20 protein-coding genes and 1 riboswitch are annotated in these 20,220 nt (G+C 36.8%); of the genes, 9 read left to right on the forward strand and 11 right to left on the reverse strand.

The features are described from left to right. Positions 1–3: 3 nt before the first annotated feature. A complete protein-coding gene (locus tag VAHSUH02_RS06720; protein WP_005382715.1) occupies positions 4–1,560 on the forward strand; it encodes a putative polysaccharide biosynthesis protein in 1,557 nt (518 codons plus the stop codon). A gap of 70 nt (positions 1,561–1,630) precedes the next feature. Here VAHSUH02_RS06720 and VAHSUH02_RS06725 read toward each other — a convergent pair whose 3' ends face one another. Continuing rightward, positions 1,631–2,968 (reverse strand): hypothetical protein, encoded by a 1,338-nt coding sequence (locus VAHSUH02_RS06725; RefSeq protein ID WP_005382714.1) that lies wholly within the window; start codon positions 2,966–2,968, stop codon positions 1,631–1,633. 221 nt (positions 2,969–3,189) lie between these two features. Here VAHSUH02_RS06725 and VAHSUH02_RS06730 point away from each other — a divergent pair, with 221 nt between their 5' ends. Beyond that, positions 3,190–3,924, forward strand: a complete 735-nt coding sequence (locus VAHSUH02_RS06730) for a gamma-glutamyl-gamma-aminobutyrate hydrolase family protein (protein WP_005382713.1) — start codon at positions 3,190–3,192, stop codon at positions 3,922–3,924. Further along, a complete protein-coding gene (locus tag VAHSUH02_RS06735; protein ID WP_005376295.1) occupies positions 3,924–5,231 on the forward strand; it encodes an APC family permease in 1,308 nt (435 codons plus the stop codon). Before VAHSUH02_RS06730 ends, VAHSUH02_RS06735 begins: the two co-directional genes overlap by 1 nt. 363 nt (positions 5,232–5,594) lie before the next feature. On the opposite strand, the gene VAHSUH02_RS06740 is transcribed toward VAHSUH02_RS06735, so the two are convergent. Next, complete coding sequence (locus VAHSUH02_RS06740) at positions 5,595–6,437, reverse strand: hypothetical protein (RefSeq protein ID WP_005382712.1); 843 nt, start codon at positions 6,435–6,437, stop codon at positions 5,595–5,597. A gap of 112 nt (positions 6,438–6,549) precedes the next feature. On the opposite strand from VAHSUH02_RS06740, the gene VAHSUH02_RS06745 reads away from it, so the two are divergent. Continuing rightward, on the forward strand, positions 6,550–7,209 hold the full coding sequence (locus VAHSUH02_RS06745; RefSeq protein ID WP_005382711.1) for an HAD family hydrolase: 660 nt from the start codon (positions 6,550–6,552) through the stop codon (positions 7,207–7,209). A 75-nt stretch (positions 7,210–7,284) separates the two neighbouring features. Here VAHSUH02_RS06745 and VAHSUH02_RS06750 read toward each other — a convergent pair whose 3' ends face one another. The 3 genes from VAHSUH02_RS06750 to VAHSUH02_RS06760 all read right to left on the reverse strand — a co-directional run bounded on the left by VAHSUH02_RS06750 (position 7,285) and on the right by VAHSUH02_RS06760 (position 9,399). Further along, positions 7,285–7,941 (reverse strand): nucleotidyl transferase AbiEii/AbiGii toxin family protein, encoded by a 657-nt coding sequence (locus tag VAHSUH02_RS06750; RefSeq protein WP_005382708.1) that lies wholly within the window; start codon positions 7,939–7,941, stop codon positions 7,285–7,287. Next, positions 7,931–8,218, reverse strand: a complete 288-nt coding sequence (locus VAHSUH02_RS06755) for a hypothetical protein (protein ID WP_005382706.1) — start codon at positions 8,216–8,218, stop codon at positions 7,931–7,933. Before VAHSUH02_RS06755 ends, VAHSUH02_RS06750 begins: the two co-directional genes overlap by 11 nt. A 188-nt stretch (positions 8,219–8,406) precedes the next feature. Beyond that, entirely contained in the window at positions 8,407–9,399 is a 993-nt protein-coding gene (locus tag VAHSUH02_RS06760; RefSeq protein ID WP_009661089.1) for an AEC family transporter, read from the reverse strand. A 52-nt stretch (positions 9,400–9,451) separates the two neighbouring features. Here VAHSUH02_RS06760 and VAHSUH02_RS06765 point away from each other — a divergent pair, with 52 nt between their 5' ends. Further along, positions 9,452–9,715: an acetate uptake transporter family protein gene (locus VAHSUH02_RS06765; RefSeq protein ID WP_072137529.1), complete on the forward strand. Its 264-nt coding sequence runs from the start codon at positions 9,452–9,454 to the stop codon at positions 9,713–9,715. A gap of 96 nt (positions 9,716–9,811) precedes the next feature. On the opposite strand, the gene VAHSUH02_RS06770 is transcribed toward VAHSUH02_RS06765, so the two are convergent. The 3 genes from VAHSUH02_RS06770 to VAHSUH02_RS06780 are packed head-to-tail and all read right to left on the reverse strand — an operon-like array spanning position 9,812 to position 11,988. Then, entirely contained in the window at positions 9,812–11,026 is a 1,215-nt protein-coding gene (locus tag VAHSUH02_RS06770) for a hypothetical protein (RefSeq protein WP_105112050.1), read from the reverse strand. 33 nt (positions 11,027–11,059) lie between these two features. After that, positions 11,060–11,656 (reverse strand): hypothetical protein, encoded by a 597-nt coding sequence (locus VAHSUH02_RS06775; RefSeq protein WP_038148654.1) that lies wholly within the window; start codon positions 11,654–11,656, stop codon positions 11,060–11,062. Between the two features lie 17 nt (positions 11,657–11,673). Beyond that, complete coding sequence (locus VAHSUH02_RS06780) at positions 11,674–11,988, reverse strand: hypothetical protein (protein ID WP_005382701.1); 315 nt, start codon at positions 11,986–11,988, stop codon at positions 11,674–11,676. Between the two features lie 243 nt (positions 11,989–12,231). On the opposite strand from VAHSUH02_RS06780, the gene VAHSUH02_RS09855 reads away from it, so the two are divergent. Continuing rightward, positions 12,232–12,282 carry a hypothetical protein gene (locus VAHSUH02_RS09855; RefSeq protein WP_353511575.1) on the forward strand — a complete coding sequence of 17 codons (51 nt, stop codon included), beginning with the start codon at positions 12,232–12,234 and terminating at the stop codon, positions 12,280–12,282. Positions 12,283–12,477: 195 nt separating this feature from the next. Here VAHSUH02_RS09855 and VAHSUH02_RS06785 read toward each other — a convergent pair whose 3' ends face one another. Then, on the reverse strand, positions 12,478–12,966 hold the full coding sequence (locus tag VAHSUH02_RS06785; RefSeq protein WP_005382700.1) for an SF0329 family protein: 489 nt from the start codon (positions 12,964–12,966) through the stop codon (positions 12,478–12,480). A 314-nt stretch (positions 12,967–13,280) separates the two neighbouring features. On the opposite strand from VAHSUH02_RS06785, the gene VAHSUH02_RS06790 reads away from it, so the two are divergent. The 3 genes from VAHSUH02_RS06790 (at position 13,281) to VAHSUH02_RS06800 (ending at position 17,428) form a co-directional block, all read left to right on the forward strand. Beyond that, positions 13,281–14,684 (forward strand): YkvI family membrane protein, encoded by a 1,404-nt coding sequence (locus VAHSUH02_RS06790; protein WP_005382699.1) that lies wholly within the window; start codon positions 13,281–13,283, stop codon positions 14,682–14,684. 14 nt (positions 14,685–14,698) lie between these two features. After that, on the forward strand, positions 14,699–15,931 hold the full coding sequence (locus tag VAHSUH02_RS06795) for a threonine/serine exporter family protein (protein ID WP_051022578.1): 1,233 nt from the start codon (positions 14,699–14,701) through the stop codon (positions 15,929–15,931). 107 nt (positions 15,932–16,038) lie between these two features. Continuing rightward, positions 16,039–16,126: riboswitch (ZMP/ZTP riboswitch) on the forward strand. Between the two features lie 90 nt (positions 16,127–16,216). Continuing rightward, positions 16,217–17,428, forward strand: a complete 1,212-nt coding sequence (locus VAHSUH02_RS06800) for an L-lactate MFS transporter (protein WP_005382697.1) — start codon at positions 16,217–16,219, stop codon at positions 17,426–17,428. Between the two features lie 122 nt (positions 17,429–17,550). On the opposite strand, the gene VAHSUH02_RS06805 is transcribed toward VAHSUH02_RS06800, so the two are convergent. Then, entirely contained in the window at positions 17,551–18,846 is a 1,296-nt protein-coding gene (locus VAHSUH02_RS06805) for a hypothetical protein (RefSeq protein WP_005382694.1), read from the reverse strand. A gap of 337 nt (positions 18,847–19,183) precedes the next feature. After that, positions 19,184–20,218: a His-Xaa-Ser system radical SAM maturase HxsC gene (hxsC, locus tag VAHSUH02_RS06810; RefSeq protein ID WP_005382692.1), complete on the reverse strand. Its 1,035-nt coding sequence runs from the start codon at positions 20,216–20,218 to the stop codon at positions 19,184–19,186. Positions 20,219–20,220: the final 2 nt, after the last annotated feature.

The following is a 20,220-nucleotide window of genomic DNA, read 5'->3' on the forward strand; positions in this document are numbered from 1 at the left end:
TCTATGGCTAGTGGATTTGTAAAAGGAACCTTAATCTTAACCATTGCCGGTTTCGTAGTGAAAGCCATCGGTAGTATCAACTGGATTCTTCTCTCCCGTATCTTGGGTGGGGAAGGCATCGGGATCTACCAGATGGCCTTTCCTATCTATTTGTTACTATTACAAATTTCAAGCGCAGGTGTGCCGATTGCCATCTCTATTTTGACGGCAGAACGATTAGCATTACACGACTTTGGTGGTGCTAAACGAGTATTTAATATTTCTTTCACAATGCTGACCATTACGGGCTTTATCGCCAGCTTGGCCATGTACTTTGGCGCAGATTGGCTTATCTCTAGCGGTCTCATTGCTGAAAGTCGTGCCTACTACTCAATCATCGCACTTGCTCCGGCAGTATTCTTTGTAACGTGGATTTCCTGTTTCCGCGGCTACATCCAAGGTTATGAGATGATGACCCCAACGGCGGTCAGCCAAATCGTAGAACAACTATTGCGCGTTATCGTCATGCTCGGTGCAGCGGCCATCTTATTGCCATATGGCTTACCTGCTGCAGCTGGCGGTGCTAGCCTAGGTGCTGGCGTCGGAGCCTTTGGTGCCTTCCTCGTGCTCTTGTACTATTACTACAAATTGCCTAAGGCTAGTAGTACTGGTGAAAGCTACGATGGTCCACGCGAATCGGCCAAGGAAATTTTATCGCGACTGTTATCATTGTCCATTCCGATTTCCTTAGCCAGCATCATGTTACCATTAACGGCCAATCTTGATTTGCTCATCGTACCACGTCGCCTACTAGACGCTAATTTCCCGATGAATGAAGTAACAGAACTGTTCGGTTATCTTACAGGTATGGCAGTGCCGCTCATCAACTTGGCTACCATTATTACAGCAGCCCTTGCTACGAGCATCGTACCAGCCATCTCTCATGCTTTTGCTAAGCGAGATCATAAAGGTATTTACGAACGCACTGCTGGTTCTATGCGCTTAACATTTATGGCAACCGTACCATTTACGGTACTATTATATGTACTCGCTGCCCCAACCGTTACATTGATTTACAATGCTCCTAAGGCAGAACTAGCAACGCAAATCACTGCGTTCTCTATCTTCTTCCTCGGTGTACACCAAGTTACAACAGGGATTTTACAAGGCCTTAATAAGCCGCGCATTCCAGTTATCAACATGGGTATTTCCCTTATCATCAAGGTTATCCTTAACTGGACATTGACTGCCATTCCTTGGCTCGGCATCGGTGGTGCTGCCTGGGCAACCGTTGCTGATATTGGCTTTGCAGCGTTACTCAATTTGATTTACATCAAAAAATACACAGGCTACTTCCTCGACATTTCCCTTCTATGGAAAAACGTGGTCAGTGCCGGTGTCATGGGTATACTCATCTTCTTGAGTTACCACTACTTAACAGATATCTTACCAATGTGGGCTAACTTTATACTTACCGGTATCGAAGGTTTATTACTCTACGTCATTATCATGGTTCTCTTAAAAGGACTTAATAAAAATGATGGGGCTAGCATGCCACTCATTGGTAGATTCTTTAGATAATTACATATACGAATAGCAAGAGGACCGACTCGTTTGAGCCGGTCCTCTTTTTATACTACCTATATAGACACTATTTATTGAAAATCTTTGTATCATCAAAAACATCAGGTGGTACACCTAGACCTAGTTTTATCTTATTATAGTTTGTTTTATTTCTCTTATTATCCACATATTGTATCATATCTCTAATTTTATAATTACTTACATGAATATCGTGAGGTTTCTTTACCAGGTATGTATAACGATAATTTTCGTCATATACCGTCATAGTAAACAATGTGTATTTATCTCCTTCAACCTCTAAATACACACCTGGTGTAGCATCATTCCAAACAGTAGCCGATTGAATTTGTTTCCCTTTACTTAACGATTCAGTATAAACAAAATCATTTAAATAGTTAAATAAAACATTTTGCTTTTTAACATTATCTATTGATGACAAAGGAGTAACAATGATCTCTTCTTTTATATTTCCAGAAGAATAATTTACCCTATAGCCCCCATTCTTAAGAGTCTCACGACCAATATGCTTACTATTTTTAAATACTTGGAAAGTAAAGTTTTCTACACGTACTGGAGTCGTATTTTCTAAAATAGCTGATGCGGGTTTGATAGAAGGCAAAATCGTATTAACTAATGGTGCCATAGTTGATTTCATGATTTCTTGTTCATTATCTTTTAAAACATCATGATTTAAACGATCACTCATCTGATATCCTATGTGATAACTTCTGGTAGGTGATGTAGGGAGTGTAAAATTTAATGTACCTATTATATTATCTGAATCATATTTGATTACATCCCAAGTTGCCTTCTCCATACCTTTATATGCAAAAGTGCCACTACCTAACATCTTAGAACCATCCAGACGTATAGCCCCTTTGCTCTCTTCAAATTCTCTACGCAATATATCACTATTTAGCTTACCGTATTCAATATTGGTATTCTCCCAAAGATTCCCCTTTGGTTGAGGGCGAACTTCATAACCTAATTGAGCAATTCGAGAAAAAATACGTCCCATTCTAACGATATCTTTTGTATTATCTAACCTTGCAATTCCTATACCACTTTCATAAGGAGCTGTAAATTTTATATCTGCCCCATTATCACGCAAAATTACAACTGTCCGTGAATACATAACCGCGTTATTTAATTCTTTAGTAGCATAAATATCAGCCTCTAACTTTGATTTATCATAATTAGGATCATTTGCTCGAATAGCAGGTATTTCTTTTTCTATACTCTGTTCCATCAAGCGCGTTACTTTAGGATCTATCCGATAATGTTGATATGCATCTTCTAGTGCAGAAGGAACAGCACCTGGAATATTAATATCAATCCCATACGACTGCCCCACACCTAATGTAATACCTAATAAACCTAATGCTATTACACGTTTCCAGTTCATACATTCTCTCCTCAATTTATACTATACAATCTAAAACACATTATACCTAAATATTAATTTTTTATCAATTTTCTATAAATTTATTTTAGAATCATCCAGTCTTAGCTATATTTACATAAACGCAATTCCTACTTGCATAATATGTTATAGTATATTATAGGAAAATGAATTATAATTATACTGTACTTGATGTACAGTATTTTACACATTGAGGTGATAGTATGAAAAAACCATTAATCGGAATTTCCGGCAATACGCTACGCGATAACAGTGGCGCTTATGTCGATTTAATCCGTTCTTACGTGAATCAGGATTATGTCCGCTCCATCGAAGAAGCCGGCGGCATTCCTATTATTATTCCTTTCACGGAAAATTTAGAGCAAGCAAAGGAAACTATCAATATTGTTGATGGCCTACTCCTTACAGGTGGTCATGATGTGTATCCGCTCAATTATGGCGAGGAACCATTGCGAGGCATCGGCGATGTGTTCCCTGAGCGCGATCAATTCGATTTTGCCTTACTAGCTGCAGCGGAGGCGCGAAATATTCCTGTATTCGCCATCTGCCGCGGTTGCCAAATCGTGAATGTTTATCGTGGTGGTTCCTTGTACCAAGATTTGCCATATGATGAAAATTGCACGATTAAGCACAGCCAAAATCAAACGCCTGCATTACCTACGCATACGGTAGAAATTGAACCTGATTCTAAATTAGCGAAAATCATCGGCACAACCACATGGATTACAAATTCTCATCATCATCAAACGTGTCGAAATATTGGTGAAAGCCTAGTTGTTACAGGTCGCGCCAAGGACGGTACAGTAGAGGCATTAGAGGATACGAGTCGTCCATGGTTTGTAGCAACTCAATTCCATCCAGAAATGATGCATGTGAAAGATGTACATGCAAAAACATTATTTAAAGCCTTCGTAGATGCGACTAAGGAGGTCAACTAATGGATAAGAAAAGTAAATTTGGATTTTGGAGTATTGTACTCCTTGGAATCAATGGTATCGTTGGTACTGGGATTTTCTTGTTACCTAATAAGGCCTATGCCATTATTGGGTCAGCCAGTTTAGGGGTCCTTTTATTTGATGCGGTCATTGCAGGATGTATTGCCTTGTGCTTTGCAGAGGCGGCTAGCCTTTTCACACGTAATGGTGGCCCTTATCTATATGCCAAACATGCATTAGGTGACTTTTGGGGATTTGAGGTAGGCGTCCTTAAATGGATTGTAACCGTTATTGCTTGGGCCGCCATGGCCGTTGGCTTTGCCACAGCATTAGGTGCAGCAGTGCCAGCCTTAAGTGGTGATTTTGCAAAGGATGTCATTTCCTTTATATTAATCGTAGGCTTAACAATCGTAAACATATTTGGTGTTAACGTGTCTAAGTTTGTTAATAACTTGATTACAATCTCTAAATTAGTCCCTCTCGCCCTATTTATCGCTATCGGTATATTCTTTATTAATGGTGCTAACTTTACACCTGTATTCCCACACGATACCTATGTAGAAGGATCCTTTGCACAAGCAGCCGTGCTTCTCTTCTTTGCCTATACAGGGTTTGAAGTTATTGCCATTGCCGCAGAGGATATGAAGAATCCTAAAAAGAATTTACCGCGTGCCATTATCATGTGTATGCTACTCGTATCAGTCCTATATATGGCCATACTTGCCGTATCTATTGGTGTTCTAGGATCTGACCTTGCTAACACAAAAGCACCGGTACAAGATGCTTTCAACGTAATCCTAGGCCCAATTGGCATGTACATTGTATTGGCAGGCACATTAATTTCTATGGGCGGTATTAACTTTGCCGAAGCCTATTACGCCCCTCGTATCGCAACATCCATGGCCGAAGATGGCATGCTTCCAAGTGCCTTAGCTAAACGCAATCGCTACAATGCACCATATGTAGCAGCGATTGTCACCGCTATTGCCAGCGTGCTACTTGCTTGGTCCGGTTCATTTACAACCCTTGCTGCTATTAGTGCGGTATCCCGTTTTACACAATACTTACCAACATGTTTAGCCGTCATCATATTCCGTCGCAAATGGGCCGATAAAGAACGATCCTACACAATCCCAGGTGGTTACACCGTTCCAATCATCGCCATTGCTACATCCCTTTGGATGCTAGGCCAAGCCCAAACAAACCAATTACTTTGGGGTCTAGGTGGCTGTATCGTCATTCTTCCGCTCTACATTTGGTACTGGCGCAAGAAAAAAGCTGGTATAATCAAAGAAAAAGAAGATATCTAATTACATTTTTGTATACAAAAGAGGCAGGAGCGAGCTCCTGCCTCTTTAAAATTAGAACAGGCCTGTTCTATCTCTAAACACACCTATATAAGGTCATCCAAAAATTAGTACAGGCCTGTTCTATTTCTGAACATACCTATATAAGGTCACCGAAAAATTAGTACAGGCCTGTTCTATTTCTGAACATACCTATATAGGGGCTCCGTAAAATTAGTACAGGCCTGTTCTATCTCTAAACACACCTATATAAGGTCCCCGAAAAATTAGTACAGGCCTGTTCTATTTCTGAACACACCTATATAAGGTCACTCAAAAATTAGTACAGGCCTGTTCTAATTTTTATGGACATGTATGATGTACCGATCAATAACCCGTAAAAGGTTCTTCTTCAACAGGTTCGGTCAAATCTTCTTCGATATAACCGTATTCATCAATAGATTCTTCTTCGTCGCGCGTATCAATGTATATACTGATTACGGCCAAACCACCTTGTTCGTTAAGGCTCACGATAAGGCTCATAGGGCCATAGACCAAAATAAGGTTATCGTCTTCATCACGAATGATATGTGGTACGGCAGCAAAGTGTTGATTCATAAGTTGATCAAAGTAGTCCTCTACATCGAGGCCATTTTCTAGTGTAATAGATTCTGCATCGCCTTTTTGGAACACTACCTTGGTATCTTCATCAATGAATTGGTAAAAATCATCGATATCAAAATTATCAGTTTCAAGCCAAATGCTAAGGGCCGCAATCCAGTCTTTCACAGTGTGCGGCACAATTGGGAAACGATATGGTGTTTCATCTAAGGATAAACGAAGATCATCGTATTCAAACGCATAATTTTCTTGGCTAGAAACGATGCGGTCAATACGGCCATCCTCATTGATATCAACAAACAACATATACGCATATTGGTCGCCTTCTTCATAAGCAACGGTCAAGCCATGACGACCCTCATGAAATAAAGCGCCTTCTTCGTAAACCTCTGTAATATGCATCACACGACAGATAACAGGTACATGGTCAGATTGGATGGAATCAACCATGGCCGTTAAAAATTCTAAGCTTTCACGTTTATTACGAGCAATAATGCCTCGTCCCGTAGAAACATATTCGCAATCATCGTCGAGCATGGCTTCAACACCATGAAGATTTGCGGATTCTAACGTGGCTTTCATCAATAATAAAGATTGTATTTCAGTCATACTAATCCTCCAAAATTTTTTAACTAGTATACTAATTGTATCATAGACTAATTTAAAATTCTCGGTTCATATCATATAATGGAATAAGATTATATAAATTTTGGAGGTCCCCATGAAATATACAACTATCGTATTCGATTGTGACGGCACATTGCTAGATACGTTAACAGATTTACGCAATGCGGTGAATTATGTATTGCGCGCTCATGATTTGCCTGAACGGTCGGTTCCTGAGGTGAAAGCAGCCCTTGGCAACGGCGTAGCTCATTTGATGCATCAATCACTGCCAGATTCCATTTCGGAGGCTGAATTCAACACCTATCTCGACGAATTTAAAACATACTACGGAGAACATCTACAAGATTACACAGCCCCATATCCTGGCATGCTTGATGTATTAGATACATTACGTGCTAAAGGATATAAACTCGCCATTGTTTCTAATAAAATCCAAGAAGGTATTACTCCATTAAATAAAGAATACTTTGGTGATCGTTTACCAGTAGCTATTGGTGAACGCCCTGGATTACAACGTAAACCAGCACCAGACATGGTATTACAAGCATTAAAAGAATTAAATTCGTCACAAGACGAATCCATCTACATCGGCGACTCTGAAGTCGATGTAGCTACTGCAAATAACTCAGGCCTACTATGCATTGGCGTTACGTGGGGCTTTAGAGATGAACAATTACATAAAGATTTAGGCGTCAAACACATTGCTCGAAAGGCAGAAGATATCGTAACGATTATCGAAACGCTTAATGCATAAGAAAATGACTAGTACCATATACATATGTATATGGTACTAGTCGTTTTCTTATGAAATTAATGATATTATATCTAATTAAACTAAAGATTTACGAACCTCATTACATAAATCTATACAAATATCCACCTCTCGGCCCTTAAGCCCTAATGGTATATCTAATACTAAATCTAAACCATAATCTTCAGAAAAAGAAAATCCTGGTCCTACCCGTTGTAAAGCATCATGAAACTCTTGTAACTGTTCTGGGATATTAATTAGAGCCTTAACTAATTCACTTCTCCTTGGTCCTAAATAAACAGTAGCCAAATCGTATAAATCCCGAGGATGTAAAGATGCACCTCTAAAGAAAACCTTCTTAGTTACAATTTCTATATCATCATCCACAAATATATTCTGATTAAATACATGCTTTAATGTGGGTAAGTAATCACTTACCTGAAACGCCTTTACAAAATCAATTTTTCCTTCGGGATAAGATAAAGAAATAAATCGTTCTCCTTCTTGATAAAAATCAGCATCTTCGGCTACATCATTTAACTTTGGAGATAGTCCATTAAAATATTGTGTATTCGAAACAAATATGTCTACGTCCTTACTTAAACGATGATGATAGTTAAGCATTAAAATAGTTCCACCACCCATGGACCATTGACTATTATCGATATTAGCATACTCTAAGATTTTAATGGCTTTTTCCAAAAGCAATTCTGTACGAATTCGTTCACTCTCCATAAATCGATCCTTCTACAGTACTAACAGCCGGGATATGCTTTACTTTGTTATATAATTGTTCCATTTCGAATGGTGTAATATTTTGTTCTACCATAAATTTACGTCTATTTTCTGGTTTTACCTCTCTAAAGAATTCAATCACATATCTCTCAAATTTTCCTAATTCTACACCTGATTTTATTAAATTAACAAAATTAACTATAGGTAAACGTTTATAACGAATACTAATTTCACGCTCTACAAATTCGGATACTGTTATCTTTGGAACAAACGCCATGAAATCACCTCTTTTCTAATTTAATAATATATCCCTATTAATTTAATAATAGCTTCTTTAAATATTATAGGTCAACTGTTACTCCTTATTTATTCCATTATACATCAAACTAACATACGTTTAAAATTCAAATAAAAATACCACATTATAAAAATAAAATCTTCTTATAATGTGGTAATAATTAAGCTTTACATCCCAAACAGTGTTAATATTTCCATAATAACTGGTATAACGAATACGAACAATACGGAGCTAATGGTTACGAGTCCTGTGGCAAATGGCAAATCAGAACCTGCTTCATTCGCTACGATTGGCAATACGGCGATAACCGGTCCTGCAGATTGAACGATGAATGTGACGACCGCAACGGGATCCAATGTAATGCCCATGAGGTATTTTGTAGCATATATAACGCAGAACATGATAAACGGTGCTACGGCAAAACGGCCAATGATACCACCGATAGAGTCCTTATTTAAACGCATGCTTTTAAGGCCCGCATCATGTAATACGATACCAATATATAGCAAGGATAATGGTGTTACCATATTCCCTATATAGTTCAACGTATTATGTAATACCGTTGGCAATGGAATCTCAGCATATAAGAATATTAACGCCAAGAAAAAGCCCAATAATGGCGGTGGCAATAATTTTTTCCAAGAAAACTTGCGTACCAAGGTGCGAAAGCTTTCACCATGGCTAGCACCATTCGTAGGTAATGGATCAGCCTCAATAAGGAATACACCAAACATCCATACAGATATGGTATTACCAATATAATACAGCAAGAAAAACGGTAATGCATCAGGCCCAAACAATGCAATCTGTACAGGTAGTCCAATAAATAAACAATTATCGTTAACTACCATATTGATAAAAATACCGCGCCGTCCCCGTGGGACATGTACAATTTTCATCATAATAAACGCAATGATGTATGACACTACATAGGTCATCATCACGACGAGTAATCCATACCGCAAGTCCCACAAATCCGATGTTTGCACATTGTGAAGCACGGACATAAATACGCCGACCGGCAAAATGACGGACATGATGAGCCTCGATAGATTTGAGCTAAATGTATCATTAAACATGCCCCGCCCTTTTAAGAAATATCCAAGAGATATGAGCAAGACGATAGGCATGATACTTTGTAATGAAGTAAGAAAAACCATATAACCTCCTACATACTTTATATGTAGTATATCATAAATAAAGGACTTAAATGTGGGCTTCTTAATCTTCTCTATCTTTGGCACCATCGCATCTTTGAAAACCAACAAAGTTGTATTCGCTATTATGCTATTAATCTGCTTTCTATTCTTCGGTCTTGCAACAGACCTATTCTTAGGTGGCAAAACAGGCTTCTTCGCCCTTGCAGCATGGTCCGAATTATTCATCTCCCTCTTGGGCTTCTACGGTTCTGGTGCCGTACTTGTAAACAAGGTATTTGGCAAAACTGTATTCCCTATGGGTAAAAGCATCCTATAATAGTTGGAAAACTAGATAATACAATTAAAGGTCTATATATTACTGAGCTGTAGTATATAGACCTTTTTTCATTACATATTCTATTAATAAGAAACTTTAAAATATAAGAAACTCCTCAGATAAAGGCTGTATCTTTTGATTCGTAAGCGAAACTTTATCTTTTATCTTTACAGATTCTGCTATATAACGTATTTCATCACGACTAAGCTTAGTATCTTTTAAGTTATAGGCAATCCAATTTACAAGCATCCTATTGTCATCATATGTAAGTACAACGATTAAAGAATCCCCATCCGGATTATATACATCAATTAAAGCTGAAGGAATACCATCATTCCAAACAATAGCATATTGCGGATCTTTAACACCTAAATTTACACCAATATTAGTCATTAACTCTAACATTTTAGTATACTGAGCAGCCATGCTTTTGTCACCAAGTTGACTACGATTCACATACACACACTGTTCGTACCCAACTGTTTTATATACATGAATTGCATCATTATTTATATCATATCCAATCTCCTGATGTGAACCTTTAGGCATCTTATAAATAAATCCATATAGCTCTTTGCTTTCAGAATATGAATCTGTATCAGGTAAAAGCTGAATAGATGGCACTATATAATTAGCAATCATATTTTCTACATGACGATCAATCAATGCACCTTCAGAACCGCCCCCATTATAAGTAAATGCCATACGATAGGATTTTGACTTATTCTTAGGGTTTTTAAACTGAATACCTGTCGTATATATTTCGTTATTGTCTTTAGATTGCTGCTTTTCCTTAAACCACAAAGCAGATCCTATAGATGGATTAGAGAATTTTTTAATGTCACGATGTAAATCACGATTTTTCTTATTTAATTGATTTAAATGCCGTGTTGTATCTGCCATAATAGAAAAATCAATTTTCTGATTATTGATTTCCAAAGTCTGTCCATCCTGTTTCTGAGTATACATACCATGCTGGCTTGAAAATGGCATTACTAATCGCATACTATCCGTATCAGAATGTAGACGAATAATTGTACTATGTGCTTGCACGGCACGTAAACTATTCTTACTATATTGAACTTGTTTAGTAATTTCATAATCTCGATAATGGTAAGATTTTAATTTCTTAGCTACATGTTCTTCCTTATCTGATAACGCCTTTTCTAAACTTTCATTCGTATAATTATAATTCTTATACGCCTCTACAGGAATAGTCTTATCGGCACCAGGTATATTAATGTCTATAGCCTGAGCAGGCGTAATGATAGCTACGCTAATAGTCATAGCTAATACTATATGCTTTAACACAATGTATCCTCTCTCGAACATAATATATTCATATTATTTAAAGCTAAACTGCGCATCCATAATCATTTCTCGCAGTTGCTCAATACGAACACTGTTTGGCAATCTATCTCTATAGAACTGCAATTTATAATAGTATCTAGTTCCTTCATAATCAGTAACTAATACCATGTCCGTCCTATTCTTTAATGGCCAGCCATACATAAATTCAGCTAGTAAACTGCGCACACCATCATTATTAACCTCTATTACACTATCCTTAATGGGCAATACCATCTTAACAGTAGGTTCAGGAATCGTTCTTTCTTTAACAAGATTTTTAATCTCATTATCTAAGGACATACTATTACCATCAATAGATCTTGCCTTAACATGCATAAATACCCCATCAGAGGTTCTAAACACCCTACCATCAATATCTTTTGTTTCGCCTTTCGTTTCAATAGCATCCTTTAATACGCGGAATTGATATGGTCCGAAGAATTTTGTTTCTGTAAAAGTATCTAACGATTCATCATATTGACCATTATGCTCATTCGTAACACGTATCATTGGTGTTGTATCAATTGCTAGTGAAAACACTGGTGTCGCTAGCAATACACCAAGGCTGATAGCATATATAATTCGTTTCATCTCTACGCCCTCCACGATTATCTATGATACGGATAATCCTGTTCAATATCCTCTCTATAATCATCTTTATACCGGATTTCATCAATCTCTGCTGGAGTCAACACATGCCCCTGTGCATCAACATATTCACGGAACTCATTAAAATATATTCCTTCTATATCTGAAGGTTCTAATTGTGGTTCATACGCTTCAATATTTCCGTATGTACGATTAACTTCGTCTAATATGCGATTCTGTTTCTCTATATCCGCATCACTATCTGTTAGATTATTCGATGATCTAGATTTTGCAATAAATGCAATGACGATGACGGCAATGACTAAATACAACATAGGTCTCTCCTACAACACGACTACTATATTATTAATTGTAACATATGGGTTATATAAATTAAAAAAGTCAAGCAAAAAAGGTTCCTATTGGTCACCTAGGTGACTATTAGGAACCTCTAATCTATTTACTTTTGTTATTAACAGGACTATATTGAACTTGAGGCCTCTAAATGGGTCCAGTCTTTGCTAATCTTCTAGAGATTGGCGGTGATCAATATGAGTACATTCAAAGTGCTATCATTAATGATTTCCTTTGGTATACTTGTGGCGACCATTATTATGGCAGCTAAATGAATTGACCTCTAGCTAAAGCTAGCTTTTCGCAGCATAGGCCATGAAAAAAGGCCCGACTGTGAAGTCAGACCGTTTCTTCAACATTAAATTCTAGAAGCGAAGTCTGGCGACCAAACCATTTATGCCTCACTTTGATATAAATTATATCATATCTAAGCACGGAAGGGAATTGAACAATTTCCTTCCGTGTTTCATTTATAAACCTTCGTGGTACATACGAATAGCATAAAACTCTTGGAATACAGGATCTTGCTCCTCCATGAGATTTCTCATTACAATGAGTCTCCGTTTTCCCACACGTCTATCTAAAACTGCAAAGATACGTACAATTAGATTATCACTAACCAAGCTCTTATCTATCTTTTGATTCTCAAATTCATCAAAAGCCTGATAAAAGCACCGCTGATCAAATACGCCTAATTCTAGTGCTGTATTGTCTATGAACGGAAAACCTTCATGCATTCTTCGTTCATAGGTATCATCTTTAGGAAACAGATGGGCCTTCACATATTGATTCCAATAATTGCCTTTTATAATTTCCTTACCATTATATCGTATAGCAGCCCGCCCCTCATGATCAGGCGATTTACTATAAGTGGTAACAAAATATTGAATATGCCCTCGCAAGCTGATAGCAAGATATTCTGTTTCTAACTTATTCCGTATTCCAGACCACGTAGCCATAGGATTCACACCTCAACACACGAAACAAATATACACATTACTTAAAAGGATAATCCTGCTCATAGTCCTCTTGATAATCTAGTTTATAACGAACCGCATCAACTTCATTGGGACTTAGTACATTTCATATTACTATTATTGTATCATAGCAAATCCACATCACCCTTATAGGTATCTCCTAAGTTTGCAATCTTAGCATCTGAAATAATACTATGCAATTAGAGATTGGCGGTGAGGTTTCCATAAACTGAATCATTAGTATGATATAATATTAAATATTTACTAATTTATGTATTTGAAAGGAGGAAAATATAATGCAACAATCATGGAAAATTGCATTTGCCTACATAGGTGTTATTGTAGGTGCAGGACTCTCGAGTGGACAAGATCTTCTACAATATTTTATAAGTTTTGGCCAAATAGGTCTTATTGGTGTTCTATTACTAGGTCTATTAAATGCCGCATTTGGTAAAATCATGCTTTCTTTGGGGAGCTACTATCGTGCAGACAATCATGAAGAAGTTTTTACACAGATTTCCCATCCTATTATTACAAGAATACTTGATTTTGTACTAATCTCTGGTAGCTTTATTATGGGATTTGTTATGATTGCTGGCGCAGGCTCAAACTTAGAACAACAATTTGGATTCCCTTTTTGGCTTGGCGGATTAATTTGCTCACTTTTAATCATAACCGTATCATTTATGAACTTTGACAAAATAACCAATGTTTTAGGTGTTTTTACTCCTATCATGATTGTTATGATATTCATCATTACAGGCTACTCTTTTATTGGTAAAAGTCATGATTGGACTACATTAGAGGCTATAGCCCACACAATCAAACCAGCCACAAGCAATGTATGGTTTTCTGTCATTAATTATTATTCTCTATGTGCTATGACAGCTGTTTCTATGGCCTTTATTTTAGGTGGTTCTGTTGTTCGTATTGGTATTGCTGAAAAAGGTGGCACTCGTGGTGGCCTATTAGTCGGATTAGTTGTTTTTATAGCTGCTATCTCTATTTTTGCAAATCTAGATACAGTAAAAGATGCAGATTTGCCGATTCTTGCTATTGCCAATCAAATTCATCCTTGGCTAGCATATATATATGCAATCACAGTCTTTTCACTTATTTTTAATACAGCATTCTCTCTTTTTTATTCTATTGCTAGACGTTTTGCCAACGGCAGCACAAAAAGAATGAGAATTGTTATTATTTCTGTAGTAATCATAGGATATATATGTAGTTTCTTTGGTTTTAAAGATTTGATTAGTATCCTCTACCCAATTCTCGGTTATATGGGACTATTACTCCTAATTATTCTTATTTATGGCTGGCTCCGTGATCGTAAAGATATCATTATGGAAAAACTCTTCCGAAGAAAGATGCTCCATTTATCATTAAAAAAACATAGTCCTCACAAAAATCTTTCAGAAAAAGAACGCGAACTATTCCATACATTAGGTGATATTAGTCAAGCAGATACAAAATCTCTTAAAGAAGATATTCATAATGAAGCAAAAGAAATACTTTCAAATACGGAAACAGTTCAAGAGCTAAAAGACTATGTAGAAGAGCATCTCTCAATAGACGAAGAAGTTATACATCAAAATATCAATATTCTACAAGAACAACAGGAAGAATCAAAATCAACTGAATCTCCTAAAGATAGACCTATCAAAAAGTCCAATATAAATAACAGTGAAGTAAAATGAATAACGAGGAAATAATGACAGGTGTGGAATTAGAAATTATACTAAAAGCTGGAAAAATACTACTTAGCAGTGGCGCCGAAATCAGTCGTACAGAGGATACTATGAACTACATAGCACGAGCTATGAATTTTAAATATTTAGAAGCCTACGTATCCAATAGAGGTATTTTTGCAACTGCTAAGAAAGCTGATGGAACTGAAATTACTCGTATTTATAACGTTCCTGAAGTCGATATTAACCTCAGTAAAATTGAATCTGTTAATGCTCTCTCCCGACGTATCACACAAAAAAATATTACTATTGAGGAGATTGAAAGTGAACTTAATCAAATTGATACCATGTCAGACTATTCTTTTTTTTGGAGATTAGTAGCTTATACGTTAGGAGCTTCTGGCTTTAGCTATGCAATTGGTAGTTCTATAACAGACTCTATAATTGCAGGTATTATAGGCTTAATATTAGGCGTCTATATGTGTACGATTAAACGCATACTTAGCTCTGATGTATTGATTACCATTTTAGGTAGTATTCTAATAGCCTTATTGGGTAATCTCTTTATCCACTTTGAATTAGGCTCCAACCTATCAGTTATATTACTAGGAGCCATGATTGACATTGTTCCCGGAGTTCCTTTCGTCAATGCTATTAGAGAGTATAGCCAGAATAACTATAATACAGGAATAACCCTTATGATGGGCGCGTTACTTACCTGTATTTCAATGGCTGTAGGGGTCGCAGTAGTACAATCACTACTCTTCAACACACAAATGATTCCTCTTTATACCTCTAATTTAGATACTAATTCCTTAACCTCTATGTTTATGCGTAGTATAATGGCTGGTATTGGTACGACAGCATTTGCAATCTTATTCCGTGTAGCTAAACAACATTTTATCGATTGTACAATATTAGGATTCATCTCATGGTTCTTGTTCTTAACATTATCTTCACTACAGTCTAATGTTATGCTCTCCATATTCATCAGTGGTTTTATCATCGCCATAGCATCAAGAATATTGGCTGTTAAACGGAAATGCCCTGCTATAGTTTTCCTAATGACTAGCTTATTCCCTTTACTACCAGGGCTCAGCTTTTATCGATCCATTTATTATATGCTAATGGGACAAGAAACTATTGCCATTAGCTTCGCAAAAGAATCCTTTTTGATAGCTTTTACAATTGCTATATCTATCGTAATTGTAAAACATATAAAACCACCACGAATCAAAAAACACACTTATAAGTAATATAACCCTATAACAAATTCATGTAAATTAAAGCATTCTGTAATAGTTTAGTAACATAGTGACTTATATCACCGACAAAATATATTGTCAATTGGTATATTTATTTCATCTTCCTACTGGGCTGACGGATACGTAGAATTGACTACATGCACAGTAGCACACATCGTGTGATAGCCGACCGTCTGGGCAAGCTTTTGTTCAGATGGTCTTTTTTTATTGCCATCTCATAGCAAATGCTTCTTTATCAATTTTTGATAATCTCACGTATATGAAAGGAGTTTTTTTATGAGAAATCGTTGGCTTATCGCACTTGCAGCTATTGGACTGCACATATCCATCGGTAGCGTGTATGCATGGAGCGTGCTCACGCGCCCTATCATGGTAGATATGGGATTTACCTTATCACAAACAACCTGGACATTTTCACTAGCCATTCTAATGCTTGGTCTATCTGCAGGTTTTCTTGGATCCTTTGCAGAGAAGATTGGTCCTAAAAAAAGCGGTCTACTCGCCATGTTATTTTGGGTAGCAGGTCTATTCGGTACAGCTTATGCACTTAGCATATATAGCCTTACCTTACTATATCTATTCTACGGTATCATTGGCGGTATTGGACTAGGCATCGGCTACATAACACCAGTTTCTACGCTCGTAAAATACTTTCCAAATCGTCCTGGATTTGCTACCGGATTAGCTATAATGGGATTCGGATTTGCCGCCCTTATTGCAGGTCCTCTTATGCAGTACCTTGTGGCTCATGTGGGCTTAGTAAATAATTTCATTATCCTTGGTATCATCTATCTTATAGTTATGAGTGCTTCTTCCCTTTATTTGAAAGCACCTACGCCAAAAGAACCGACACGCTCTAATCAAGATAAATCTACCATGTACGTACATAATCACGGTATGCTAGCTAATGATGCTATGAAAACGTGGCAATTCAGTGCTCTATGGTGGGTCTTCTTTGTTAATATCACCTGCGGTATTGGGCTCCTATCTCTAGCATCCCCAATGGCACAAGAAACCATTGGTATGACACCAGCAGCTGCGGCCTCTCTAGTCGGTATTATTGGCATTTTCAATGGTGGTGGTCGCATTGTATGGTCCACTATCTCTGATTTTCTTGGACGAGCACAAACTTATATATTATTCTTTATCATGGAAATCATTGCCTTCTATTTACTGTCCCAAACCAATAGTGTATTAACATTCCAGATTTTAATACTCCTCATTATCACCTGTTACGGTGGAGGCTTCTCTTGTATGCCAGCATATCTTGCAGACCTTTATGGTATACGCCAACTCTCTACCATTCACGGCCGTATCTTAACAGCTTGGGGCTTAGCCGGCATTGCTGGTCCCATGATTGTATCGTACTTTCACGAAGCCGGATATGGGTATTCCATGGCTTTAGTGTGCTTTGCAGGTTTATTTGTATTAAATACAATAATTGCTATAATCTTAAAAATGTATGGCAAGAGGGACCTTCACAGCTGACACCTACATTTAAACATGAAAAAAGGCCCGACTGTGAAGTCAGACCGTTTCTTCAATTAAATCAATATAAAAGCGAAGTCTGGCAACCAAACCATTTATACCTCACTTTGATATCAATTATATCATAAAAAATCTACTTCGCCCTTATATGTATCACCCAAGTTTGAAATCTTCGCATCAGAGGCGATTCCTGCTAGTGCTGGCAAGCTCTTTCGATTCGCATCATATTTATAATAGATTGTATGTATATAAAGATTATGTGCATCTTGCGTGCTAAATCGCCACTCACTAATACCATCTTCATATTCAAATGTTACCAACACGCCAGGAACGCCATCATTCCATATATACGTATGGCTACCACTACGCATATTCTTTCTAGCTTTTAACTGTGCTTCAGAGATTGTGACAATGTCAACAAGATTAGCCCAGATTTCCCCCTTATGCTCAACAGGATATACTTCTATCATCTGCGAAATACCTGTAGGATCCTTATATATTTTAATATGCTCATTACCGGATGCTTCTTCAACGGCATCATTTAATACCCGATAATTATAGTTATTAAAGCTTTCAAAATGACTATCCTTATTTAACCGTTCTAATGATGTAATATTAGACACAATATAATTAGCGATAATGTCCTCGATGCCTCGTTTACCAATACCTCGCTCGCCATCTTCTCTAACCATCAAGGTAAGTACATATTGCGTATCAGGCTCATTATTTAAGGCAAAAGAAATATCATTCGCCACAAAGGTAGAATCACCTTTAGTTTTCATGGTGCTCCAGCGGCCATTAATAACCCTTTCTCCTTTGAAAGTACTACCATCAATACTGGATATATCAAACTGATCTTGATTCATATGTGACCATTTTTCCTGCAATGCAGAACGCACATAGCCTTGCTTTAATTCATTATAGGGTTTGCCCAAATACTGAGCACTTTGCTCATACGGATGATTATCCACAACTAAACTAGTATAAATAAAAGGATGGTTAAATGTATACACCAATGTATTAGTATCTTTCACATTCGGAATAGGGGCAGATTGTGTGCCACCTTTGAAAGCTGGAAAAGGCAGTGTATAGGAAAGCCCGCCTTTATCAGTATGCATATGGACTTCTGTTACAGCATTATATTGGGCACGCCACATAGAATAGTTTAAATTTCTACGCTGCTCAGCATTCATCTCATCAACACGATATAGCAATCTAGCCGCATCACTAACCTCCGCAACACTAGTAGCATTATAGATTCTTTCATTAAGAATACTATCCATCAAATCATTCTTATAAAAATCAGCACTAGAATGCTTAGATTTTGCATTATACCCAGGCAACTCATTAGCATTGCTGCAACCACTCAAACACAACACAGCAATCAGACCACCGAATAACAAAGATTTTCTAAACATAAGATCTCCTCAATACACACTAACTATATTTTGTATATTGTAATGTACTTATGTAGTAATAAAATGATAACAAAAGAGGTTCCTACTATCACAAAGGTGATAAAAGGAACCTCTTAACTATTCTTCTACTATTCCAATGTTTCAGGAACTTTGCCATTAAGCCATGCTGTTTTTTTAATATTCGTAAATACTCACGATATATCAATAAAATAACATTCAGAGAGCGCCCCCTCTATCAGGGAGCACATAGAAATAATGCGTCAACTTCCTAAAATAGCTTATAGGAGATTATAAAATATCGATATATATACTATTGGGTACATATAGAACTAATAGACTATAACAAAGGACTTATATGTTGACTTATATTTATAGATGTTTCAAAAATACCACAACACTGTTCTTTCATGACACAATTGTTACAACTAACAGGATATGTCTTTTTCCAAGCAGAAATACTATCTCTTGCTAAAAATCGCACACCCTCTGTTAACAAACATAAAGGTATATTGTAAATAGAGGTCATTATACCTCGTCTATATAATGATAATGATGCCGATTTAAGTACATCCTTATAGTCAAATGGATCTATCCAAAACTCCTCACTATTTTTCGCTGCATATCCACTGTATTCCATCCCCATAATAGCAACATGTCGTACAAATGGTAGATTCCTAGATATATAATCAGCTAACAACTTAATATTACCTATAGTTTTACTGAACAAAACTGTTCGAATCTCTATTAACTGCCTCTTTCTAAATAGGTTGAAAATCCCTTTAATCGTATCAATAAATGCACCATTACAACCAACTATATAATCATGCTGCTCATAATTTGCTGCATATAAAGGAATACAAAAAAGCAATTTAGAATGACCAATACTCGTAATTCTTTCAACTAATTTCATATTTTTAAACGCACGTCCATTAGTCAAAAAAGAGACCGGAGTATCTGGATAAATATCATGAACTCGATGCAGTAACTCAACAACTACATCAGGGAACACTGTAGGTTCTCCACCAGTAATCCCTATATGCTTTACATTCTCAGGCTTTAGCTCAAGTATTTGTAAATTCATATCTAAAAAATGACCAGAATTATCGCAGACTTGGGGACACATAATACAAGCACTATTACATTGATTGGTAATAAAGAGTGTCAAATCTTGCCAACTACTACGATACAAAATGGAGATAATTCCATCAGGCATAATAGATACAATATCACCTGATTCATAATTAAGGAAGTCATTTGGTGAAAGCGTTAACGTAAGCTGGCTATTTCTACAAATAATTAAATCATCTTCTATAAATACTTTACCTATATAGGGTTGTTTGATATTAATACCTTCAATTTTTGTACTTAACATTA

It is taken from the genome of Veillonella atypica KON (assembly GCF_002959915.1).
Taxonomy (GTDB): Bacteria; Bacillota; Negativicutes; order Veillonellales; family Veillonellaceae; genus Veillonella; species Veillonella atypica.

What these genes read in the sequence shown, in the direction of transcription:
- hxsC (WP_005382692.1), bottom strand. Translation starts at nt 20,218, where the DNA reads ATGTTAAGTACAAAAATTGAAGGTATTAATATCAAACAACCCTATATA.
- VAHSUH02_RS06725 (WP_005382714.1), bottom strand. Translation starts at nt 2,968, where the DNA reads ATGAACTGGAAACGTGTAATAGCATTAGGTTTATTAGGTATTACATTA.
- VAHSUH02_RS06750 (WP_005382708.1), bottom strand. Translation starts at nt 7,941, where the DNA reads ATGGAGAGTGAACGAATTCGTACAGAATTGCTTTTGGAAAAAGCCATT.
- VAHSUH02_RS06805 (WP_005382694.1), bottom strand. Translation starts at nt 18,846, where the DNA reads ATGTTTAGAAAATCTTTGTTATTCGGTGGTCTGATTGCTGTGTTGTGT.
- VAHSUH02_RS06730 (WP_005382713.1), top strand. Translation starts at nt 3,190, where the DNA reads ATGAAAAAACCATTAATCGGAATTTCCGGCAATACGCTACGCGATAAC.
- VAHSUH02_RS06795 (WP_051022578.1), top strand. Translation starts at nt 14,699, where the DNA reads ATGACAGGTGTGGAATTAGAAATTATACTAAAAGCTGGAAAAATACTA.
- VAHSUH02_RS06735 (WP_005376295.1), top strand. Translation starts at nt 3,924, where the DNA reads ATGGATAAGAAAAGTAAATTTGGATTTTGGAGTATTGTACTCCTTGGA.
- VAHSUH02_RS06745 (WP_005382711.1), top strand. Translation starts at nt 6,550, where the DNA reads ATGAAATATACAACTATCGTATTCGATTGTGACGGCACATTGCTAGAT.
- VAHSUH02_RS06740 (WP_005382712.1), bottom strand. Translation starts at nt 6,437, where the DNA reads ATGACTGAAATACAATCTTTATTATTGATGAAAGCCACGTTAGAATCC.
- VAHSUH02_RS06790 (WP_005382699.1), top strand. Translation starts at nt 13,281, where the DNA reads ATGCAACAATCATGGAAAATTGCATTTGCCTACATAGGTGTTATTGTA.
- VAHSUH02_RS06785 (WP_005382700.1), bottom strand. Translation starts at nt 12,966, where the DNA reads ATGGCTACGTGGTCTGGAATACGGAATAAGTTAGAAACAGAATATCTT.
- VAHSUH02_RS06780 (WP_005382701.1), bottom strand. Translation starts at nt 11,988, where the DNA reads ATGTTGTATTTAGTCATTGCCGTCATCGTCATTGCATTTATTGCAAAA.
- VAHSUH02_RS06755 (WP_005382706.1), bottom strand. Translation starts at nt 8,218, where the DNA reads ATGGCGTTTGTTCCAAAGATAACAGTATCCGAATTTGTAGAGCGTGAA.
- VAHSUH02_RS06800 (WP_005382697.1), top strand. Translation starts at nt 16,217, where the DNA reads ATGAGAAATCGTTGGCTTATCGCACTTGCAGCTATTGGACTGCACATA.
- VAHSUH02_RS06720 (WP_005382715.1), top strand. Translation starts at nt 4, where the DNA reads ATGGCTAGTGGATTTGTAAAAGGAACCTTAATCTTAACCATTGCCGGT.
- VAHSUH02_RS06775 (WP_038148654.1), bottom strand. Translation starts at nt 11,656, where the DNA reads ATGAAACGAATTATATATGCTATCAGCCTTGGTGTATTGCTAGCGACA.
- VAHSUH02_RS06760 (WP_009661089.1), bottom strand. Translation starts at nt 9,399, where the DNA reads ATGGTTTTTCTTACTTCATTACAAAGTATCATGCCTATCGTCTTGCTC.